Source organism: Acidilobus saccharovorans 345-15 (assembly GCF_000144915.1).
Classification (GTDB): Archaea; Thermoproteota; Thermoprotei_A; order Sulfolobales; family Acidilobaceae; genus Acidilobus; species Acidilobus saccharovorans.
This window is the reverse complement of the sequence record NC_014374.1, coordinates 1,014,754-1,031,441: the sequence shown is the minus strand read 5'-3', so window position 1 is coordinate 1,031,441 and position 16,688 is coordinate 1,014,754. Positions and strand designations below refer to the sequence as shown.

Here is a 16,688-nt window from a genome sequence, read left to right as displayed (position 1 = left end):
AGGCATTGAATGCGAGGAGGCTTGCTGCGAAAATTATGGCTCCCTTGATAATTATGCTGTTTGTTGCTGGCATCTTCATAATCTCTTTGCAGCCTCACGCCTTTGCGCAGCTACCTTTTAGCGTGTCCTCCTTGAGCGCCGCTAATGGAACTCTTACTGCGAGTAACCTGTTTTATTATATAGAGCTTAATCTGCACAACGGCTTGAGGGCTTCTTCATGGCTTGTAAATATTACCTCCTCTTCATTACTTCCAATAATTCCCACAGGCAATACGCAAGTACCAAGCCCCTTGATATCGATATCTAGTCCAAACTCAACGGAAGTCCCACTTCCAGGTAACCTGACGTCAACTACGTGGCTGGCCACTGTGGTGCAAAGCACCAACAACTCCGAGACTTTAAAGCTGGTCCCTGCAAGTGACATTACATATCCATTCAATATAGTAGTTTATATGACGTTTAGCAGGCTTGAACCCTATATGAGAGTCCTTATATCAGTCACCAACATGGGGGGCAAGCCTGCATTTGCCTACTTAGCTTACGGCGCAGGTGCTGCCGGCCTGACAGGTACCTGGACTGCAGCAGCGCAGCTTGAAAACGCGTCAAACGGGAGCTTCGAAGTTTTAACTCTCTCCAATAACTCGGAGGTCTCAGGTCTTGTATTAACGGCGTTAGCAGCATATTCTAGCAACTCGTCGCCAACAGCGGCTTTAGGCATAAGCTCTGTAGACCATCCATCCTCAGTGGAATTCCTTGAGGGCAAGTTATTCGGAATAAATGAGTCGCAGGCATATATTATCACTTTCATAAGAACGCCTGTCCTGGAGCCGGGCGACAACTTTAACGTAAGCCTTAATTTATTTGCTGTGGGTTTTAATCCGTTCGAGCTGGCCTCCGTAGGCTCCCTGGAGGCTGCCGAGGCCCTATATCCAGGAATAGAGGGCAAGGTACCTCAGTCAATGAACGTAGATGGGGTGGTTTCCTCGCTTAACACGGAGCTCTCGCTTCTGAATAACAGCGTCAGAAACCTTACGCAAGAGGTCAATAACCTTAGCGCTAAGTTGTATTATTATGGGAAGCAGCTCTCCATAGCAGAGAACGCAGAGGGCTATTACGCTCATTTGGCTAGAAGGGGAGGCATATTGGCGGGTGGCATGTTTGTCGTTGGGGTTGTCATAGGTGTTCTTGGAGGCGCATATCTTCTGAGCCCCGGCGGTATTGGAAGAAGGCAAGTTAAGAGAAAGTGAGGATCCCCTTCACGTTGATTAAGAAAAGTATGTATTTTTAAAGCCAGTACTGCTCACATCTGGTCAGCACGAGAAAGGAGTCTTAAGGCTAGGCTTACATTTGAGCACCTCTCAAAGCTCCAGATGGTCCTTAGGCCAACATCCATGTTACTGTTTGGCACGGAGCTTCCCACTAGAGACTTAAACTTAGACTCAACGCCCTCCTTGCTCAGCGGGTTCTTATAGTGGCCTGGCGGATATATTGAGGTCCCTGTGAAGGTGCGGCCGTCCTTTAACTTCACTGTTATAGAGTTCCTTATGCCCTCAGGATACAGCTTGTCGCTCTCTGGACTTATGGAGACCTTCATTACCTTAAGCACCTTCCTTACGTCATCAGCTAAGTACCTCTCAGGCCTAAAGGTGTCCAGCCAAACCTTGCCATCCAGCAGCGCGGCAGCTATTATATAAGGCATGCTGTGATCTGCAGTCTCCCTGGTCCTTGGGTCCCACTTTTCAGGGTCCTTAACTATTATGTTATATCCGACAGTGAAGGTTTCAACGTTAACGGATTCCACATCGTCTGGGCCTATAGAGCCTGCCTCCTGCCTTATCTTAAGAGCAGCTTCAACAGCGCTCATGGCGTGGTACTCTACAGGCCAGTACTTTATGCTCGTTTGAAGGAGCTTGTAGCTCTCGTTGCCCTCTCCCCCCATCTTTGGTATGTCGAAGGTGTCGCCACCCAGGGCCACCTTGAAGAGGCCAAACTCACCGCTGAATATTGGCGAGGGACCTGTCATGCCGCGCCAGGCCAGGAGAGCCGCAAAGAGGCCGTTACGCGCCGCGTTAGCAGCAGCGCACCCCTTCCACATGCTCAGCTCCCCAGCCCTCGTCTGCCTAAGGGCGGCGGCGTTAACCGTGGCCAAGTTTATTGCTTGGGTCATCTTGTCCTCGTCAAGGTCAAGCACCTTGCCCGCGCCTACGGCTGAGGCTATCGCTATGTAGAGCACGTGGTCCCAGCCCCTGTTCCTGACGCTATATGCATCCGCCAGCCTGGCCGTGACCTCATATGCTGCTACTATTCCCTCTATAACCTTACGTCCGTCAGCCTCCGCAATTTCGGCGGCTGCCATAACTGGGGCTATGTTGTCGCTCGGGTGAAGGGCCTCGCGAGAGAGGTAGGTGTCGTTGAAATCGAAGTATCTGGCAGCGCAGCCGTTGGCAAAGGTAACATGGTCCGCGGGCCCCATGAACTTTGTTCCCCATATTGTGGCAGGCAGCCTAGAGCTAGCTGATGACTGCGCGATCCACCTAGCTATGCTGGGCGGGGTCTCATTGAAGGCACCAAGGGCGACGCCTAAGGTATCCGCTATTCTCTTCTTAGCCTCCTCTATAACCTCAGTTGGAAGCCTGTTAAAGTTAAGGTCAACGGCCCACTTCGCTATGCGAGAGGCTAAGTCCTTCACGTTACCACCACAGGTGAGGGCTCTTTACCCTTATTAATGTCTGACGAAGACACCTGTTACGAAGAGCCGCCTTGCTCACGTACTCAAAGTACCCCTTCATAGTGGATGCCAAAAGGTACCTGTCAGAGGCCTACGGCTACCAGGTCTCACTCAAGGACCTGGCTGAGGATCAAAAGGTCTTTGAGCTAGCCAAGACAAGGCTCCTTGATGCAGTAAGGGAGGGCAAGGTAAGGGTTTTCCGTGGGGTCAATACTGAGGAAGAGGTGGCGTCCTTTTATCTAGCGGCCGCGGCGGCCGCAGCGGCCAACTCAAAGAGGCTTGAGGAGATGTTCTCAAGGTCCGAGGCTAGGAGGGCCATGGAGTTCCTCAAAGGGGAGGATGAGGAAACGCTTCTCATGCTAGCAAAAAGGCTTGGAGTCAACGTGACCCTTGCCCACGTAAAGATACCGTGGTCACAGCTAAGGAATGGCAAGATAAACTATAAACTTCTAAGATACGCAGTCCCTATATCAGATTACCTTAAGATTGTAGTCCCTGTACCCCACGAAAGGTGGTCCCTGGTAAACTCAATGGTGAAGGGCGGCCTCGTCTTTATAGATGAGGAGACCCTGAGGGAATTCTTATCGCTTGCATCTGAGAAGGCCATCTATAAAGTAATAGATGCCGTGCGCTCTGAGGACTACAAGCCGCTGCTGCTGACCCAGGAGGCGCTCATCGCATTAAATGCAAAGGACTCTAAGGTGTCTGTTAGCCAGGAGGGGCCTAACGTTGAGGCCTTTCCGCCGTGTATGTTAAAGCTTAAGGAGAAAGCAGAGACTGACGAGGAAATATACGCCTATATCTCATTCTTAGCGTCCCTTGGGGTTGATTATAAGACGATAGGGGATGAGCTGGCCAGGTTACTTAAGCTGAGCCCTGGAGCTGGAGAAGCTTTGGCCAGGAGCTTAATAGAGGCGGGCCTCGGGTCCACGTACAAGACCTACAGCTGTAAGTTTATGAAGAGCAAGGGCCTTTGTCCGACGGATTGCGGCGCTTCTCATCCTCTCCTTGCATATAGGAGGAACCTTGCGAAACTAAAGAAGCCTGTACCTTCATAGCCAGCTCAGATAGCCTGGCAAGCCTCCTCCAGCCCTCCTCCAGCGCGCTGTTGGCCATGTCAACTATAGAGCTCAGCGAGTCAGGCCTAACTATCCAGAGGCCCTGAGACCTAAGCGGCATGGAGAGCTGCACGGCGCTGAGCATCTCTACAACGAACTCCTTTCCATCAGCATCTATGTACATTATGCCGCTGTGCTTGAAGCCGGCCTCTCTGGCCGCCAGCATAAGCTGTCTCACGGTCTCAACGCCATAAACTCTGGCGTGTATTATGGGACCCGTTACCTTAAGCCAAAGGTTGTCAAAGGGCTTAGCAAGCGCGGAGGCCAACTGATACACGCTTATCTTTGAGTGAGTCTTAAACACGATCCTGGCTGAGTCCCTGAGCCAGTGCCACTCGCCCTCAACAATGGTTATCCGGCCTGTGCAACTACTGGTAGTCCTGATAAAAGGACCGTTTAACTTCATCAGATAGCTCTCAGCGCAGGGGTCTAGGTATCCTATCAGCCTCTCCTCAAGGAGCGTCCTACGAAGCTCATAGTTTTTTGACATAGACATCCAGCACCACCTGATAAAAGCGGGGTCCTACCATCCTTACTATGCGTGAGGCCTCAAAGCTCCAGCTGATTTTTTCGGCGTTTCTTATATGCTCAGCAAAGAGCTTCCTTGCGTTTTCTTCCGGGTCTTCACCTTTACTTGCATGCACATGAAGGTAAACGTGGACGTAGCCTTCATGATCTATAGCATCTACGGCATACTTGAAGTAAGGTATGGCCAGATCGGGCAGTGGCATAAGAACTCTGTTGGCGACGCCTCTGAGCCTCTCCTCTACAACATTTGCAGCGTCCCCAAGGTAGGGTAAAACTCTCCCCTCAACCTTGTTGAGCCTGACGTTCTCTACCATTTTTTCAAAGGCGTCTGGATTAATATCTATGCTGTGAACAAGCTTTGCGTCAGAGTGCCTGGCTATTATTATCGAAAATATCCCGACGCCAGCGAACATGTTCACTATGATCTCTCCGCTCCTTACAAGTTTGGCGACCCTCAGGTGTTCGTAGCTTAGCCTAGGAGTTATGAAGTCCTTAGCTATGTCTACCTTGAAGCTGCATCCATGCTCTCTGTAAATGGTCTCCGTCCTCCTCTCCCCAGCCAGATACACGAGGTTGCTCCTCACCTTGTAGGGCCCTTCGACCGGCCCTTCAGCAAGCCACGCAGACTTAATGCTTGGGCTCTTTAAGAGCTCCTCACCATATCTTCTGGCTAGCTCTAGGTCAGGCTTCGCTCCGTGAGGTGGCTTGATAATAGCTATGTCACCGATCACCTCGACTTTAAACCTGACGTTTTCATCAGGCATAGGGTTTCACCATCAGCGAAATGAAGAAGCCTGGATGGCCGTCCTCAGGCGAAAACCTCAGGCCTAACCCGTTGTAGCTAGCTTCTCTCGGCATTGGATAAGGCTTGGTTACCTCAAAGCCCAGCTCCATAGCAAAGAGGACATTGGCCTCGTTTTCAACGTCCGTGAGGGTGCAAGTTGAATATACAAGCCTCCCCCCAGGTTTGAGCGCCTTCCAAGCCTCGCTTATGAACTGCCTTTGATACCTCGAAAGGACTACCGCATCGGCGAGCCTCTTGGTATCATATAGCTTAGGGATTACGCCCAGGTTTGTACATGGAGGGTCTATGAGCACTAAGTCGGCCTTGCCTTCAATATTAAGCAGCGACGAGGCCCTCCTGGAGTCACCACCTACTACATTGACCCAGTCAGCGCCAAGCCTGATGAGGTTATCCCTGAGCTTCTCTGCCTTGCTTGCGCGATCTATTGCTATAATTCTTGACTTTCTGCCGGCAAGTTGTGCTGCCAGGCTAGTTTTGCCCCCAGGAGCGGCGTTAAAGTCAATAATCGTCTCCCCCGGCGATGGCGATGCTATGGCAACGGCCCACATGCTTGGCAGGCTCTGGCTGTAGATGAGGCCTTCGTTGAAGCCCGGGAGCTCCCTGACCTTAGGGGTGGCGTAGACGGACTTTGTAACTTTAACTGCGACGCCTTTCTTGTGCTCGGCCATTTCTTTGCCGTCCATTATGGCTACGCCCTCCGCCACAGGCCTGCCGTCGACAGTGACTATAGTGACCTCATCACCTGCCTTGACCCTCTCAGCCCTAAGTACGCCAGGTCCATATAGGTCGCTGCCTACGTAGACCGACTCGGCGGACTTCTTATCAGCGACCACTACCTTATCGTGAAGGTCCACCTTAAACGGACCCTTCACGTCTATCCAGATGGCGTAAGGGAGCTGCTCATCAACGTAGAACCTAGTGCCGCTGGCGGAAAGCAGATCTAACATCGTCGTGGTGTCAGCTTTGAGCGTGTTGACCCTCAGGTAAAACCTCCTGGGAGGTCTTAGAAGAGACTCGAGGAGACTTCTTACGCCTCTCCTTGAGATGGCACCTAACGATTCAAGTAAACCTTGATCATAGATTAAACTCTCAATGCTCATGGCCGCTCACTAGGATCACGATGACGTTATTAAGGTTAGACCCAGTGGGCCCTGTCTTTATAAGCGCGTCCACACTGGCCAGGGCGTGGTAACTGTCGTTCTCAATCAGCGCCTTTACAGGGTTTACGCCAGACCTATACATTAGGTCTATAGAGCCAGGAGTTATGGCTGCGCCAGCGGCGTCCGTAGGACCATCTATTCCGTCTGTTGCCAGCGCTATCATTAAGGCATCATCCCCGCGTATGCCAAGCCTCCTCAGCTCAAGAGCCCAAGAGAGCGCAAGCTCCTGGTTCCTTCCTCCAAGGCCGTGACCTTTAACGCTGACGCTCGTTTCGCCGCCGACTACTATGGCTGCCGGCGGCCTCAACGGCACACCTTTCCTAATGATATCAAATGTTATTGATGCCAGGAACTTACCTACTTCCCTTGACTCTCCCTGGGCCGTCGTCGTCAATATAATGGTATTGTAGCCCTCCTCAGAGAGAGCTTTAGCCACGCCATTTACTACATCAAAGGCGCTGGCAACTATTACGTTAGTTACCCTTCTAAGTCGCGGATCTCCAGGCTTTAAGGTCTCCTCAAGGGCTCCCTCCTCGCCTTTTCGAAGAACTTTGACAACGCCCTCTGGGGCCCGATCTAATAGCTCATATCTTTTCAGGACTTCTAGTGCGTCGTGAAACGTCGTAGGGTCAGGCGCCGTAGGCCCCGAGGCTATGTCCTCTAGGAAATCCCCTGGAACATCGCTGGCGTAGAGGCCATAGACTTCAACGTTGCCAGATGCCTTGACCAGGCCTCCCCCCTTGACCCTTGAGAGGTGCCTTCTTACTACATTTATCTCCGATATAGAGGCCCCAGAGTTTAGGAGGAGCCTGTTAATAGTTACCAAGTCTCCGAGGCTAACGCCTTCAATGGGGCTTTCGACCATTGCTGAGCCTCCGCCTGACACTAGGACCACTAAAGGCCTCCCGAGCTCCCCGGCCCTCCTGGCTATCGTTAGGGCCTTCTCCCCGGCCCTCAGGCTACCCTCATCAGGCAACGGGTGGCCCGCCTCAATGACATCTATTTTATCGAGGGCGACGTCATAGCCAAGGCCCCTAGGCTTTACTATAAGGCCTTCAATAGGCTCTAGGCCGCTGCCGTCAATGAAGCCCTTGAACATGGTCATGGACGCTTTGCCCATGGATATGACTAAGTAGCCTTCTTTTAGGAACTCTGCAAGTTCACGGGCCTTAGACTTGACCTTGCTGTAAAGTGAAGAGGAATTTAATGAAACGTTTATAATTTTCTCCTTGAGCTGCGCAGGCCTCATAGTATATCATCCAGGGAATAGATAGCCAAGCACCCTTGAGCGCTTTTGTTTTGCATTCACGTTGACCAACAGGTACTTGTCAAGTAATGGAAGGGGTTTGGATAGAGAGAGCTCTATAGAACCATTATCGTACCTATCTATGTTTGCCATCACGGCCGTCCCTCCGCCCACTACATGTAATGTCCCGGAACTCGGCACCTCAGTCCAAGGATACGCCTTTACTCTTAGGGTTAGTTTATTGACAGTTTTAGACAGGTCGGGCACCAGAGCATAGACTTCCTTAAGTTCGTCAACTTCGGCTCCTTTGACGGCAAAACCTATTCTGACGCCAGGCCCCACAGAGTCCATTTCCTCATCAAGCACCTCTATGCTTTTTATTTCAATCTGTTTGTTTATGGGCACTGCATAAAGCTTATCATGTACATAGACGTTCATTTTAGTGTAGCCAAGGATGACAGGCCCGACACCCTTGACTAGGAACGCCCGGTCTATGAATACATAGCCTTCATCATGAGACGACAGTTTCTCTCCATGTGTTAATAGGGATACAGCAAAGTCTGATGTGCTCAGCGTGCTAAGCCTCAGGCCGCTGCTATTTACCAACTTCTCTATACTCTCTTTAGAGTCAGCCGCCGCCAATCCAAGCTGCGAAGATGAGGCATCAACAAGCGTTAGAAGCTCTCCATCCCTCCAATCCATTTCATACCCTGTAACCACAACGCCTATATCGGCTAGGGACATGGATATAGCCGCATTGATGATCGTGGCTGGGTATTCTGTGGGCACTATTATGGATAAGAGTTTTTCCTCAGAGAGCCTCTTGTAGTACATGAGAAGATGCCCCTTATCATTAAGTTTTGCTATGGAACCGGCTAACTCTTGCGCCCTGTTCATGTCAGCTGACACAAGGGAGGCTATCACTCCGGTTAACAAGGCCCTAGCCCTAAGAGTGCTCACAGCGCCGGGACTTTAATACACTGTAACAGTTTTGGTGCCCTGATGGAGCTCGCTCGTGTTCCTGAATTTAACCTCCAATGATTTAAGATTAATGGGACTAGCCTTGGGTGCGCATGTCAGCGATGCCTATGGCAGGCCGCTTGACAACCTTAGAATAGCCGTGACGAGGGAGTGCAACTACAGGTGCTTCTTCTGCCACATAGAGGGTGACCCCTCTGGTGGTCCCGCCAGAATAGGAACCAGCCCGCCTCAGCTCAAGTCAGATGATTACTATGTAGTGGCCGCTGCGGCCGGCAGACTCGGTATAAGGGCATTCAAAATAACTGGCGGGGAACCGCTGGTGAGGAGCGACATAGCTTCCATAATATCTAACATAAGGGATGCGTCAGGTCCTGATGCGGACATATCGATGACGACTAACGGTTACCTCCTCTCCGCCTACGCTAAGGCCCTCTACGATTCAGGTCTGAGAAGGGTTAACGTATCTCTTCACTCGCTTGACAGGGAACATTATAAGATAATAACTGGGGTTGACGGCCTTGATCGCGTAATTGATGGCATAGAGAGAGCCTTGGATGTAGGACTTAAGGTAAAAGTGAACGTCACGGTAACCAAAGTTAACGTTAACGACGTGTGGGACATTATAGATTTCGCCTCTAGCAGGGGAGTAGCAGTTCAGCTGATAGAGCTTCAGCCTGTAAACGAAGGCCTTAGAGTCTTCAAAGATATGCACGTTGACTTATCCTATCTGGAGTCCAAGCTTAAGGAGTACAGCAGCAAGGTGGTGCTGAGGCCCCTTCATAATAGACCCATCTATATTCTTAAGAACGGCGTCACGGTGGAGGTTGTAAAGCCGTTCAATAATCCACTCTTCTGCGCCGGTTGCCGGAGAGTTAGGCTGCTCTCGGACGGCCGTCTGACTCCCTGCATAAATTACATGGGCCCAGGCGTCAACATACTTAGAGTGCTCAGGGAGGCGAGGACTAAAGAGGAGGCCATAGATGGCGTGGTAAAGGCCCTAATTAAGGTCAATCAGTTAAGGAAGCCCTTCTACATGTGGCCTCTTGGCGGCGATGGCCACACCCTAACTTCCTATAATGTCGCCGGTAGGCTTGCATTGCCTAAGAAGGTTATGTCAATGGCAACGACCCCAGCTGGGCCAACGGCGCTGCCGCGTGAGGTACCGCTAGGGGAGCAAACAGGAAAGCAACTATGAGAGTTGGATTGGCAAGTATGAATATAGATTTAGCGGCCTCTTTACTAGGCGAGCTGGAAAACCTGTAGATCTTGTAGGCGGCCATGCCAGTTAACGGCGTGAGCAGAATGTCGCCCAGCAGCCCCTTGGAGGTTACAGCCCAGTAGAGCCACATGCTGGCTAACATCACGGCTAAGAACCCTATTACAACTGCTGAAACCTTCCTGGGCGACGCGACGACAGGGTACATGGGTATCCTTGCCCTTCTGTAGTCGTCATAATAATAGTACACTATGAACCATATGTGCATTGGTATCCATGCTAAGACTGCCAGGGCAAGGAAAAGGGCGGCTAAGCTATAGCTGCCGGCGGCGGCGGCCCACCCCCCTAATACTTGCATGACGCCAGCGATGCCACCAAAGATTATGTTCAGGGGGCTCCTTCTCTTCAGTAGTATAGTGTAAACTGGTATATCGAAGAGGAACGCCAGCAGAACTGCTAGTAGCACGTAGAAGTTAAGGGCCAGGGCGGCGGCCGCCCCTATCGCTATCATGGCCAGTGACGCCGCAAGACCTTCGCGGTGGCTGAGCTTACCAGACGGTATGGGCCTCTTTCTGGTTCTATCCATTACAGAGTCTATATCAGCTTCCAGGACCATGTTAAGGGCTGTTATGCCGCCTATGGAGCCAAGTGATGTTATGGCAAGTAATAGCAGCTTGATGGCATCGAGGGAGCCCCCAGCCGCAAAGTAAGCGCTGTAGGCTGTAAATGTCAGTAGCCCTAGCTGAGGAGGCTTCATCATCTCAATTACATACCTTGTTTTTGATAAGATGCTCATGCTTGGCCCTTGAGAACTGATGTTACGGTACATATTAAATAATGTCTGTCAATACCTGTATTTGCGCCTAAGAGTTGCAGTAGGAGCTGGGGGTGCGTTAACACTAAAGACGTGGATCGTTAGCTTAAGTTTTAGTGACCTCCTAGGGCTATGTCTCTTAAAACGTTATGAAGTCCTTTAGCTTCACGTCAGCGGCCTTGCAGATAAATAAACCTTTTTAAATAATGCTAACAAAGCTACTCGGGGAATTTAAATGGGATCATCAACTGAAGGCAGTCAAAATAAAGGACTAGGCCTGGGTCTTGTAGGCGTGGGTCTGGCCTTGATGCTCACAGTGTTTTACTTCGCAGTGGCGGCCTACCTTTCTGTGCAAAACGTAGAAAAGTTCAAGTCTACATTTGGTGGCGCTTTGAGCTATCTTCAGACCAGCGCCTCGGCTAACTCTACCCTTGGGGCTCTGGGCGCATATGCAGACTTGATAATAGTCATTCTAATAATGGTCGTCTTCCTTAGCATAGCATTAGCTGCAGGCTCAATAATACTTGGTAAGGGCGTCGAACTCCTGAGGGGAAGCAAGTAAATGGTTAGCCTTAGGGCTATGTTTATAATAACAGGTCTTGTAATAGTCTTTGTGATGGCCTATCCCTTAGTAGATTTCGTATACTCTGCCACGTCACAAAAAGGCCTGTTGAACATAACGGCATCGCCTATGACAGGGGCGCCTCCCTGCAATAAGAGCTCAGAGAAGCTTACGGTTACATATAATGGAGCCGCGCCTCTTTATCCGGCATACTTTAGACTATCTCTTGCCCTGGCCAACGGCGACGAGATTAACATAACTGTGGCCAAGGCCGCTTTATCACAAGGAGAAAGCTTCTACGCGTGCATACCTTTGGGTTACCTGGAGAACGCCTCCTCCGTAACGTTTGTACTTAGCGGAAATATTTATGGTATATATCCCATCACTCTAAGCCTCAAGGCAAAGCTCAACGGAGGGTGACGTCAATGAACTTAAGGGAGGCGACGATAGAGGCGCTTAAAGGCGTCATTGATGGACTCCTTTACGTGATACTTTATATGTTCTTGGTTCCCTTTATCTTGGGTTTTATAATTCATCAAGCCGGCGTGGAAGGCTACCTAAGCTACCTAACTAGTGCGTATCCGGAGGGCATAGTAATAACATACGTAGCCATCTTTGAAGCCCTGGCGGTGGCCAGCAGAATATTTAAAGATGAAGTAATAAGTCCCTTCCTAAAGTCCTTGGACTCCCTCTTGGGGGTATTAGTAATAGTGTATCTTGTTAACTACATTATGCCTGGAGGCTACATAAGGATATCCCTTGAGCTAACCGCCTATGAAACGGTGTACGTATCTATAGGCATTTACCCCCTGATACTTGCGTTTCTCCTGGCTATTTCGCTTCCCCTTGCAATATTGCCGTTTGCGGAATACTTCCTTTACCACAGCAGTTAGGCCTACGCAACCTAATGCAATGCCGGTAAATGGACACAACTGACGAAAGAGCTCGAGGTCGAGCGTAGTAAGTTGAGACCTTCGAGAGCGCAGGGCTTCATCACGATATAGTTTGATTTTGGTGCGCTAACGTTTATAAGATGTCCTAATCAAGAGTAGCTGGGTGGACCGGCAAGTGGGCCGGTAGCTCAGCTGGAAGAGCGCCGCCCTCGCACGGCGGAGGTCCCGGGTTCAAATCCCGGCCGGTCCACCTACTCTTGCCGTTTAAACCTGTCGGTCTCGTTAATACTTTCATAGTTTAAGTCAAGAAGGTGCGACTTCCAATAGGAGAGCACCTCCTCAACTGCGCTCTTATCCAGAGGCGGCTTTTCCACGGCGTTTACAAACCTTTGAAGGTCATGCCTTGAAGTTATGTTAGGCAGAACAGAGCTCACGTTTTCATATGCAAGGACATACTTTAGGGCTAGCTCATAAAGCTTAAGCCCCGCTCTGTTAGCAATATCTTCTAGACCCTTCGATTCAGCCAAAGCGCGCTGAATCCATGAGTAGCTCTTAAGGCTTCTGTGAAGGCTTGGACTTTGCTTCAGGGGCCACCTCTCCTCGTCGAGCACGTCTGAGGCGTGTGGCACCCTGATGAACTGAGCAACGCCGTCAAATTTGAGCAGCTCAAGCCCTGGAAGCTGCTCAATTGCGTTGAATATGTGCTCAAGCGCCTCGTAACCCATGTAAACGGCGGCCTTGCCCTCCTCGCCCCAGCCTAGCGTGGGCCCCAGCGCGACACCTACCATCTTTGCCTCACCGCTCCTCTTGACTTCCCTCAAAAACTCGAAGACATCACGGCTCTTAATTACATTCATGACAGGGTTATGTAGCATAAGTATGTCAACGTATCCAACTCCGAGCCTTTCGAGGGACCTGGATAGCGCCACTCTAAGGTAATCTACGTTGAAGTTGGGTTTTACGCCGCCACATCCGTAAAAGTCAAGGCCTATCTTTGTTAAAATAACGACGTTACTTATCTTTGGACCTAGAGATCTGTGAAGGATCTCCTCCCCTCTGCCTCTGCCATAAACATCCGCCGTGTCAAAAAAGTTTATGCCTAGGTTTAGGGCCTCCTTAATGATATCCTCTGCTATGCTGGTATCGGCGCCCCACTCGTCAGTGACAAGTGACCAAACGCCGACGCCCAGCTCGGAAACCTCTAGGCCGTTCGGGAGCCTCCTATAGTTCATGGATCGTCATTAAGGGCCGTCTCAGGGCGCGGCATTAATTTCTTGTACTTACGCGACGGTGAGCTCTTAGATTGCTAACCCTTTGGTAGTGCCATAGATATATGAAGTAAGGAACACGCCGCCAAGAACTCTATTAAGCGTAGCCCTGTCTTGGACTAGGGCTTTATCAAGTTTAAGAAGGAGGCCAGGGTCCAGGGACCTGGAGGTTAAAGCAATGCCCGAGCCTTTGACGACTTCACTGGCGAGCTGCATATAAACCTTAACAATACCGGCTATGACGCCTTTTACTTCGTCAAAGAGCTTAACTAGTCCTATAAGCTGTTCAACGCCTTTAGCGTTTATCATAAATCCCCTGTCGAGCCCCTGAGCTATTTCGAAGAGATCGCCAAGGGTAGGGGCCCTAAGCTGCACGTTGCTCGGGGATATTCCATTATTCTCAAGGAACTGAAGCAGGTCAGAGTCGCCTACATCGCTCAGAGATTCTATGAACGCTTCAACGTCATACAGAGAGCTGCCATAGAGCAGCCTGGTGGTTACAACTTTAAGGTTATCAGGCATTTTCAGGTTGGCGGACTCCGAGTAGCCTTCCACGGCCCCAGCTACCACGGCGGCGCTCCAAAGGCCCACAAGGGGAAGCTCGCCGCTTGCGTCAAAGGCCGATCTTAGCGCTTTGCCAATTATTGCGCCTAGCCCTAGGTCCTTTGAGGAGAGCCTCCCTTCGGCAACAAGCTGGGACCTTTTGTAGGCCTCATCTATGTATGGAACCACCTCCACGACCTCGTATAGCCTCCTCTCAAAGTCGCTATCAGGCATAAGCCTGTGGACGGCCCCAGGCTTAATGGGAGCTGATAGCGTAAGCATTAAAGACCTTTTGACCGTGGAGAGCAGCCCTCTCACCCTTATGCTGTAGGCCCCAGGAAAATATTACATTCTGCCCTCTGACAGTGGCTCTGAGGCTGCAGGCCTTACCTGATGCCGCCTCGTAGTTACAGCTTGCCGAGAAAAAGATAAAGGCGAGCAAGCAACTGGAGACGCGAATCCTAGAAACTGTATAAGAGAATGTGTGTATTAATGGTGAGTTAAGAAAGTTTTTAACCCCCTACTTTCATTTTCTTAATATGCATGGTGTCGTCATGCATGAAAATAGACTTATTGATAGCCTCTGTTAGCGCAGTGGTGGGCTTCGTAAGCATAGTTATAGCTATTTGGCTTGCCAGGTGGGTGCTCTCCCAAGACCCAGGGCCTGAGAACATCAAGTTCATATCTGATGCTATTGCGAGCGGCGCCAAGGCCTACTTGTTCCGACAGTATAGGACTCTCTCCATAGTGCTGGTGGCGCTGGCAATAATAATAGGTATAGGCATCTCGGCAGTTAATCACAGCTACACGTTAGGAGGGTCGTCCGCTGCAGCGTTCATAGTTGGCGCTTTAGGCTCTATGGCCGCAGGCTACATAGGCATGTACGTGACTACTAGGTCTGCCTCAAGGGCCGCAATGGCCGCCAGGAACAGCGCCTTCGCCTCGCTCAGGGTGGCCTGGCGTGCCGGCGCTGTAATGGGGCTTTCACTTGCAGGTATTGCGCTGTTCCTTATAAGCGCCCTCTACATGGGCTTCACTTCAATAATACCAAGCTCATGGGCTCTGGCCCTAGTATCTATGGCCTTCGGCGCCAGCCTCGTCACCCTCTTCATGAGGGTAGGTGGGGGCATTTACACCAAGGCTGCGGACCTCGGCGCTGACCTTGTAGGCAAGGTGGAGAAGGGCATACCTGAGGACGACCCAAGGAACCCCGGAGTTATAGCCGACAACGTGGGCGATAACGTAGGCGATGTGGCTGGCATGGCCGCCGACGTCTTCGAGTCATACATAGTCATAGTGACAGGTGCCATATTCCTTTCATGGATAATGGGTTGGTCAGCCACATACCCACAGCTCGTCGTGCTGCCATTGCTTTACGGCGCCCTGGCCCTGATAGCGACCTTCGTCGGGATCTCGATACTGAGGCTGAAGGGATCCCAGCACCCCCTCACTGCGATATCGATCGACATATATGAGACCATAGCGATATCCATAGCGCTCTTCTTCATAGTCAGTGTGGCGCTGCTCGGTAACCTAGGCCTTAAGGTGGCCCTGGTAGCCCCGCTGGCGGCCTCCCTGGGGGCGGTGGTGGCCCCCCTGGTGCTTGCGCTTACCGGCTACTACACGCACTACACATACAAACCAGTCAAGGATATAGCCAATCAGGCCCTAATAAGCCCCGCTACCGTAATAGTTACAGGCTACGCTTATGGCCTAATAAGCGCCATACCTGTAATTCTACTAATAGCGTTCGTGCTGGGCCTGACCTACGCCCTCGGGTACTTCGCCTTCAGCTCGCTGGTGTCTAGCAGCGTCCTCAGCGGATACTCAGGCTTCCTCGCCGGCATATATGGGACGGCCCTTGCCTCCGTAGGCCTGCTGTCGGTGGCCGGCATAATAATAACTGCTGACTCCTTCGGACCGGTCAGCGACAACGCTGCTGGCGTGGCCGAGATGGCGAGCCTGCCGGAGGAGGTGAGGGACAGGCTTGACGTTCTTGATGCCGTGGGAAACACCACTAAGGCGACAACCAAGGGATACGCCATAAGCAGCGCCGCTATGGCAGCGCTGGTCCTGTTCATAGGCTTCATATTTGAAGTTATAAGCGTTGCAGGGAAGTATGTAGCGGACCCCGTTGACCTGTTAAATGGCATAAGCGTGATTAATCCTAACGTGCTCATCGGCGCACTGATAGGTGCCGTAGTAGTTTATGTGCTTGCCAGCAGAACCCTTGGAGCTGTAGGAAAGACCGCGATGGAGATAGTCGAGGAGATAAGGAGGCAGTTCAGAGAGAGGCCAGGCATAATGGAGTGGAAGGAGAAGCCCGACTACGCCAGGGTTGTAGACATAGCTACAAGAAGGGCCTTACAGGAGTTCATGATGCCAGTGCTGGTGGCCATAATAGCGCCTGTTGCCGCCGGCCTCCTGCTTGGATGGCAGGCCATAGCAGGGCTTATCATGGGCGCTATATTGGTTGGCGTTCCAAGGGCTTTGCTAATGGCTAACGCTGGGGGCGCCTGGGACAATGCTAAGAAATACATAGAGGCCGGGCTTGATCCAAAGCTTGGAGGCAAGGGCAGCGATGCGCATAAAGCCGCAGTGGTTGGTGACACCGTGGGAGATCCCTTCAAGGACACCACAGGTCCATCGATGAACCCATTAATAAAGGTTCTTAACACTCTCTCGGTGGTCTTCGCGCCCATGATAGTTGCCGCCAACGCAAGCCTAGGTGTATGGATGTTAGTGCATGGACTCCTTGCGTTGTAATAGATCTAAGCTATCTTGAAGTTAATTAATATAATCAAAACGAACATGTTCTCCTTCCTT

The 16,688-nt window shown here is 51.1% G+C and carries 16 protein-coding genes and 1 tRNA gene; 8 read left to right on the top strand and 9 right to left on the bottom strand.

The features are described 5' to 3' along the window. The first annotated feature begins 5 nt into the window (after positions 1 to 5). A complete protein-coding gene (locus ASAC_RS07805) occupies positions 6 to 1,247 on the top strand; it encodes a hypothetical protein (RefSeq protein WP_148217167.1) in 1,242 nt (413 codons plus the stop codon). A 53-nt stretch (positions 1,248 to 1,300) separates the two neighbouring features. On the opposite strand, the gene ASAC_RS05175 is transcribed toward ASAC_RS07805, so the two are convergent. Further along, positions 1,301 to 2,689: an MmgE/PrpD family protein gene (locus ASAC_RS05175; RefSeq protein WP_013266942.1), complete on the bottom strand. Its 1,389-nt coding sequence runs from the start codon at positions 2,687 to 2,689 to the stop codon at positions 1,301 to 1,303. Between the two features lie 71 nt (positions 2,690 to 2,760). On the opposite strand from ASAC_RS05175, the gene ASAC_RS07800 reads away from it, so the two are divergent. Next, positions 2,761 to 3,786, top strand: coding sequence for a DNA primase large subunit (locus tag ASAC_RS07800; RefSeq protein ID WP_013266941.1), 1,026 nt, complete (start codon positions 2,761 to 2,763; stop codon positions 3,784 to 3,786). Here ASAC_RS07800 and ASAC_RS07720 read toward each other — a convergent pair. The 5 genes from ASAC_RS07720 to ASAC_RS05150 are packed head-to-tail and all read right to left on the bottom strand — an operon-like array spanning position 3,683 to position 8,419. After that, on the bottom strand, positions 3,683 to 4,342 hold the full coding sequence (locus ASAC_RS07720) for a tRNA(Phe) 7-((3-amino-3-carboxypropyl)-4-demethylwyosine(37)-N(4))-methyltransferase (RefSeq protein ID WP_083774060.1): 660 nt from the start codon (positions 4,340 to 4,342) through the stop codon (positions 3,683 to 3,685). The two genes, ASAC_RS07800 and ASAC_RS07720, sit on opposite strands and share 104 nt — an antisense overlap. After that, on the bottom strand, positions 4,320 to 5,138 hold the full coding sequence (locus tag ASAC_RS05165) for a class I SAM-dependent methyltransferase (protein WP_013266940.1): 819 nt from the start codon (positions 5,136 to 5,138) through the stop codon (positions 4,320 to 4,322). Before ASAC_RS05165 ends, ASAC_RS07720 begins: the two co-directional genes overlap by 23 nt. Continuing rightward, positions 5,131 to 6,279, bottom strand: a complete 1,149-nt coding sequence (locus ASAC_RS05160) for an RsmB/NOP family class I SAM-dependent RNA methyltransferase (RefSeq protein WP_013266939.1) — start codon at positions 6,277 to 6,279, stop codon at positions 5,131 to 5,133. The genes ASAC_RS05165 and ASAC_RS05160 overlap by 8 nt, the downstream gene beginning before the upstream one ends. Then, a complete protein-coding gene (locus tag ASAC_RS05155; protein ID WP_013266938.1) occupies positions 6,269 to 7,588 on the bottom strand; it encodes a glycerate kinase type-2 family protein in 1,320 nt (439 codons plus the stop codon). The genes ASAC_RS05160 and ASAC_RS05155 overlap by 11 nt, the downstream gene beginning before the upstream one ends. Before the next feature lie 6 nt (positions 7,589 to 7,594). After that, positions 7,595 to 8,419 (bottom strand): hypothetical protein, encoded by an 825-nt coding sequence (locus ASAC_RS05150; RefSeq protein ID WP_158303792.1) that lies wholly within the window; start codon positions 8,417 to 8,419, stop codon positions 7,595 to 7,597. A gap of 229 nt (positions 8,420 to 8,648) precedes the next feature. On the opposite strand from ASAC_RS05150, the gene moaA reads away from it, so the two are divergent. Then, positions 8,649 to 9,761 (top strand): GTP 3',8-cyclase MoaA, encoded by a 1,113-nt coding sequence (gene moaA / locus ASAC_RS05145; protein ID WP_013266936.1) that lies wholly within the window; start codon positions 8,649 to 8,651, stop codon positions 9,759 to 9,761. Here the strand turns inward: moaA and ASAC_RS05140 are convergent. Next, positions 9,676 to 10,578 carry a protoheme IX farnesyltransferase gene (locus tag ASAC_RS05140; protein ID WP_048812833.1) on the bottom strand — a complete coding sequence of 301 codons (903 nt, stop codon included), beginning with the start codon at positions 10,576 to 10,578 and terminating at the stop codon, positions 9,676 to 9,678. The genes moaA and ASAC_RS05140 overlap by 86 nt on opposite strands. 253 nt (positions 10,579 to 10,831) lie before the next feature. On the opposite strand from ASAC_RS05140, the gene ASAC_RS05135 reads away from it, so the two are divergent. From ASAC_RS05135 to ASAC_RS05120, 4 genes are all read left to right on the top strand, one after another. After that, on the top strand, positions 10,832 to 11,158 hold the full coding sequence (locus ASAC_RS05135; RefSeq protein ID WP_148217165.1) for a hypothetical protein: 327 nt from the start codon (positions 10,832 to 10,834) through the stop codon (positions 11,156 to 11,158). Beyond that, entirely contained in the window at positions 11,159 to 11,578 is a 420-nt protein-coding gene (locus ASAC_RS05130; RefSeq protein WP_013266934.1) for a hypothetical protein, read from the top strand. It begins immediately after the preceding gene. Positions 11,579 to 11,583: 5 nt separating this feature from the next. Next, entirely contained in the window at positions 11,584 to 12,051 is a 468-nt protein-coding gene (locus ASAC_RS05125) for a hypothetical protein (protein WP_013266933.1), read from the top strand. A gap of 177 nt (positions 12,052 to 12,228) precedes the next feature. Beyond that, positions 12,229 to 12,301 (top strand) — tRNA-Ala (locus tag ASAC_RS05120). 1 nt (position 12,302) lies between these two features. Here ASAC_RS05120 and ASAC_RS05115 read toward each other — a convergent pair. Then, positions 12,303 to 13,283, bottom strand: coding sequence for an aldo/keto reductase (locus tag ASAC_RS05115; protein ID WP_013266932.1), 981 nt, complete (start codon positions 13,281 to 13,283; stop codon positions 12,303 to 12,305). A gap of 66 nt (positions 13,284 to 13,349) precedes the next feature. Further along, the gene (locus tag ASAC_RS05110; RefSeq protein WP_148217164.1) at positions 13,350 to 14,096 is read right to left on the bottom strand and encodes a hypothetical protein; all 747 of its coding nucleotides are present in this window, start codon (positions 14,094 to 14,096) and stop codon (positions 13,350 to 13,352) included. A gap of 324 nt (positions 14,097 to 14,420) precedes the next feature. On the opposite strand from ASAC_RS05110, the gene ASAC_RS05105 reads away from it, so the two are divergent. Continuing rightward, positions 14,421 to 16,628, top strand: a complete 2,208-nt coding sequence (locus tag ASAC_RS05105; protein WP_013266930.1) for a sodium-translocating pyrophosphatase — start codon at positions 14,421 to 14,423, stop codon at positions 16,626 to 16,628. Positions 16,629 to 16,688: the final 60 nt, after the last annotated feature.

Bases quoted from the DNA above. Each gene is read 5' to 3' on its own strand.
- ASAC_RS05130 (WP_013266934.1), top strand. From the start codon at position 11,159: ATGGTTAGCCTTAGGGCTATGTTTATAATAACAGGTCTTGTAATAGTC.
- ASAC_RS05140 (WP_048812833.1), bottom strand. From the start codon at position 10,578: ATGAGCATCTTATCAAAAACAAGGTATGTAATTGAGATGATGAAGCCT.
- ASAC_RS05110 (WP_148217164.1), bottom strand. From the start codon at position 14,096: ATGCCTGATAGCGACTTTGAGAGGAGGCTATACGAGGTCGTGGAGGTG.
- ASAC_RS05115 (WP_013266932.1), bottom strand. From the start codon at position 13,283: ATGAACTATAGGAGGCTCCCGAACGGCCTAGAGGTTTCCGAGCTGGGC.
- ASAC_RS05125 (WP_013266933.1), top strand. From the start codon at position 11,584: ATGAACTTAAGGGAGGCGACGATAGAGGCGCTTAAAGGCGTCATTGAT.
- ASAC_RS05165 (WP_013266940.1), bottom strand. From the start codon at position 5,138: ATGCCTGATGAAAACGTCAGGTTTAAAGTCGAGGTGATCGGTGACATA.
- ASAC_RS05150 (WP_158303792.1), bottom strand. From the start codon at position 8,419: ATGTACTACAAGAGGCTCTCTGAGGAAAAACTCTTATCCATAATAGTG.
- ASAC_RS05160 (WP_013266939.1), bottom strand. From the start codon at position 6,279: ATGAGCATTGAGAGTTTAATCTATGATCAAGGTTTACTTGAATCGTTA.
- ASAC_RS05135 (WP_148217165.1), top strand. From the start codon at position 10,832: ATGGGATCATCAACTGAAGGCAGTCAAAATAAAGGACTAGGCCTGGGT.
- ASAC_RS05105 (WP_013266930.1), top strand. From the start codon at position 14,421: ATGAAAATAGACTTATTGATAGCCTCTGTTAGCGCAGTGGTGGGCTTC.
- ASAC_RS07720 (WP_083774060.1), bottom strand. From the start codon at position 4,342: ATGTCTATGTCAAAAAACTATGAGCTTCGTAGGACGCTCCTTGAGGAG.
- ASAC_RS05155 (WP_013266938.1), bottom strand. From the start codon at position 7,588: ATGAGGCCTGCGCAGCTCAAGGAGAAAATTATAAACGTTTCATTAAAT.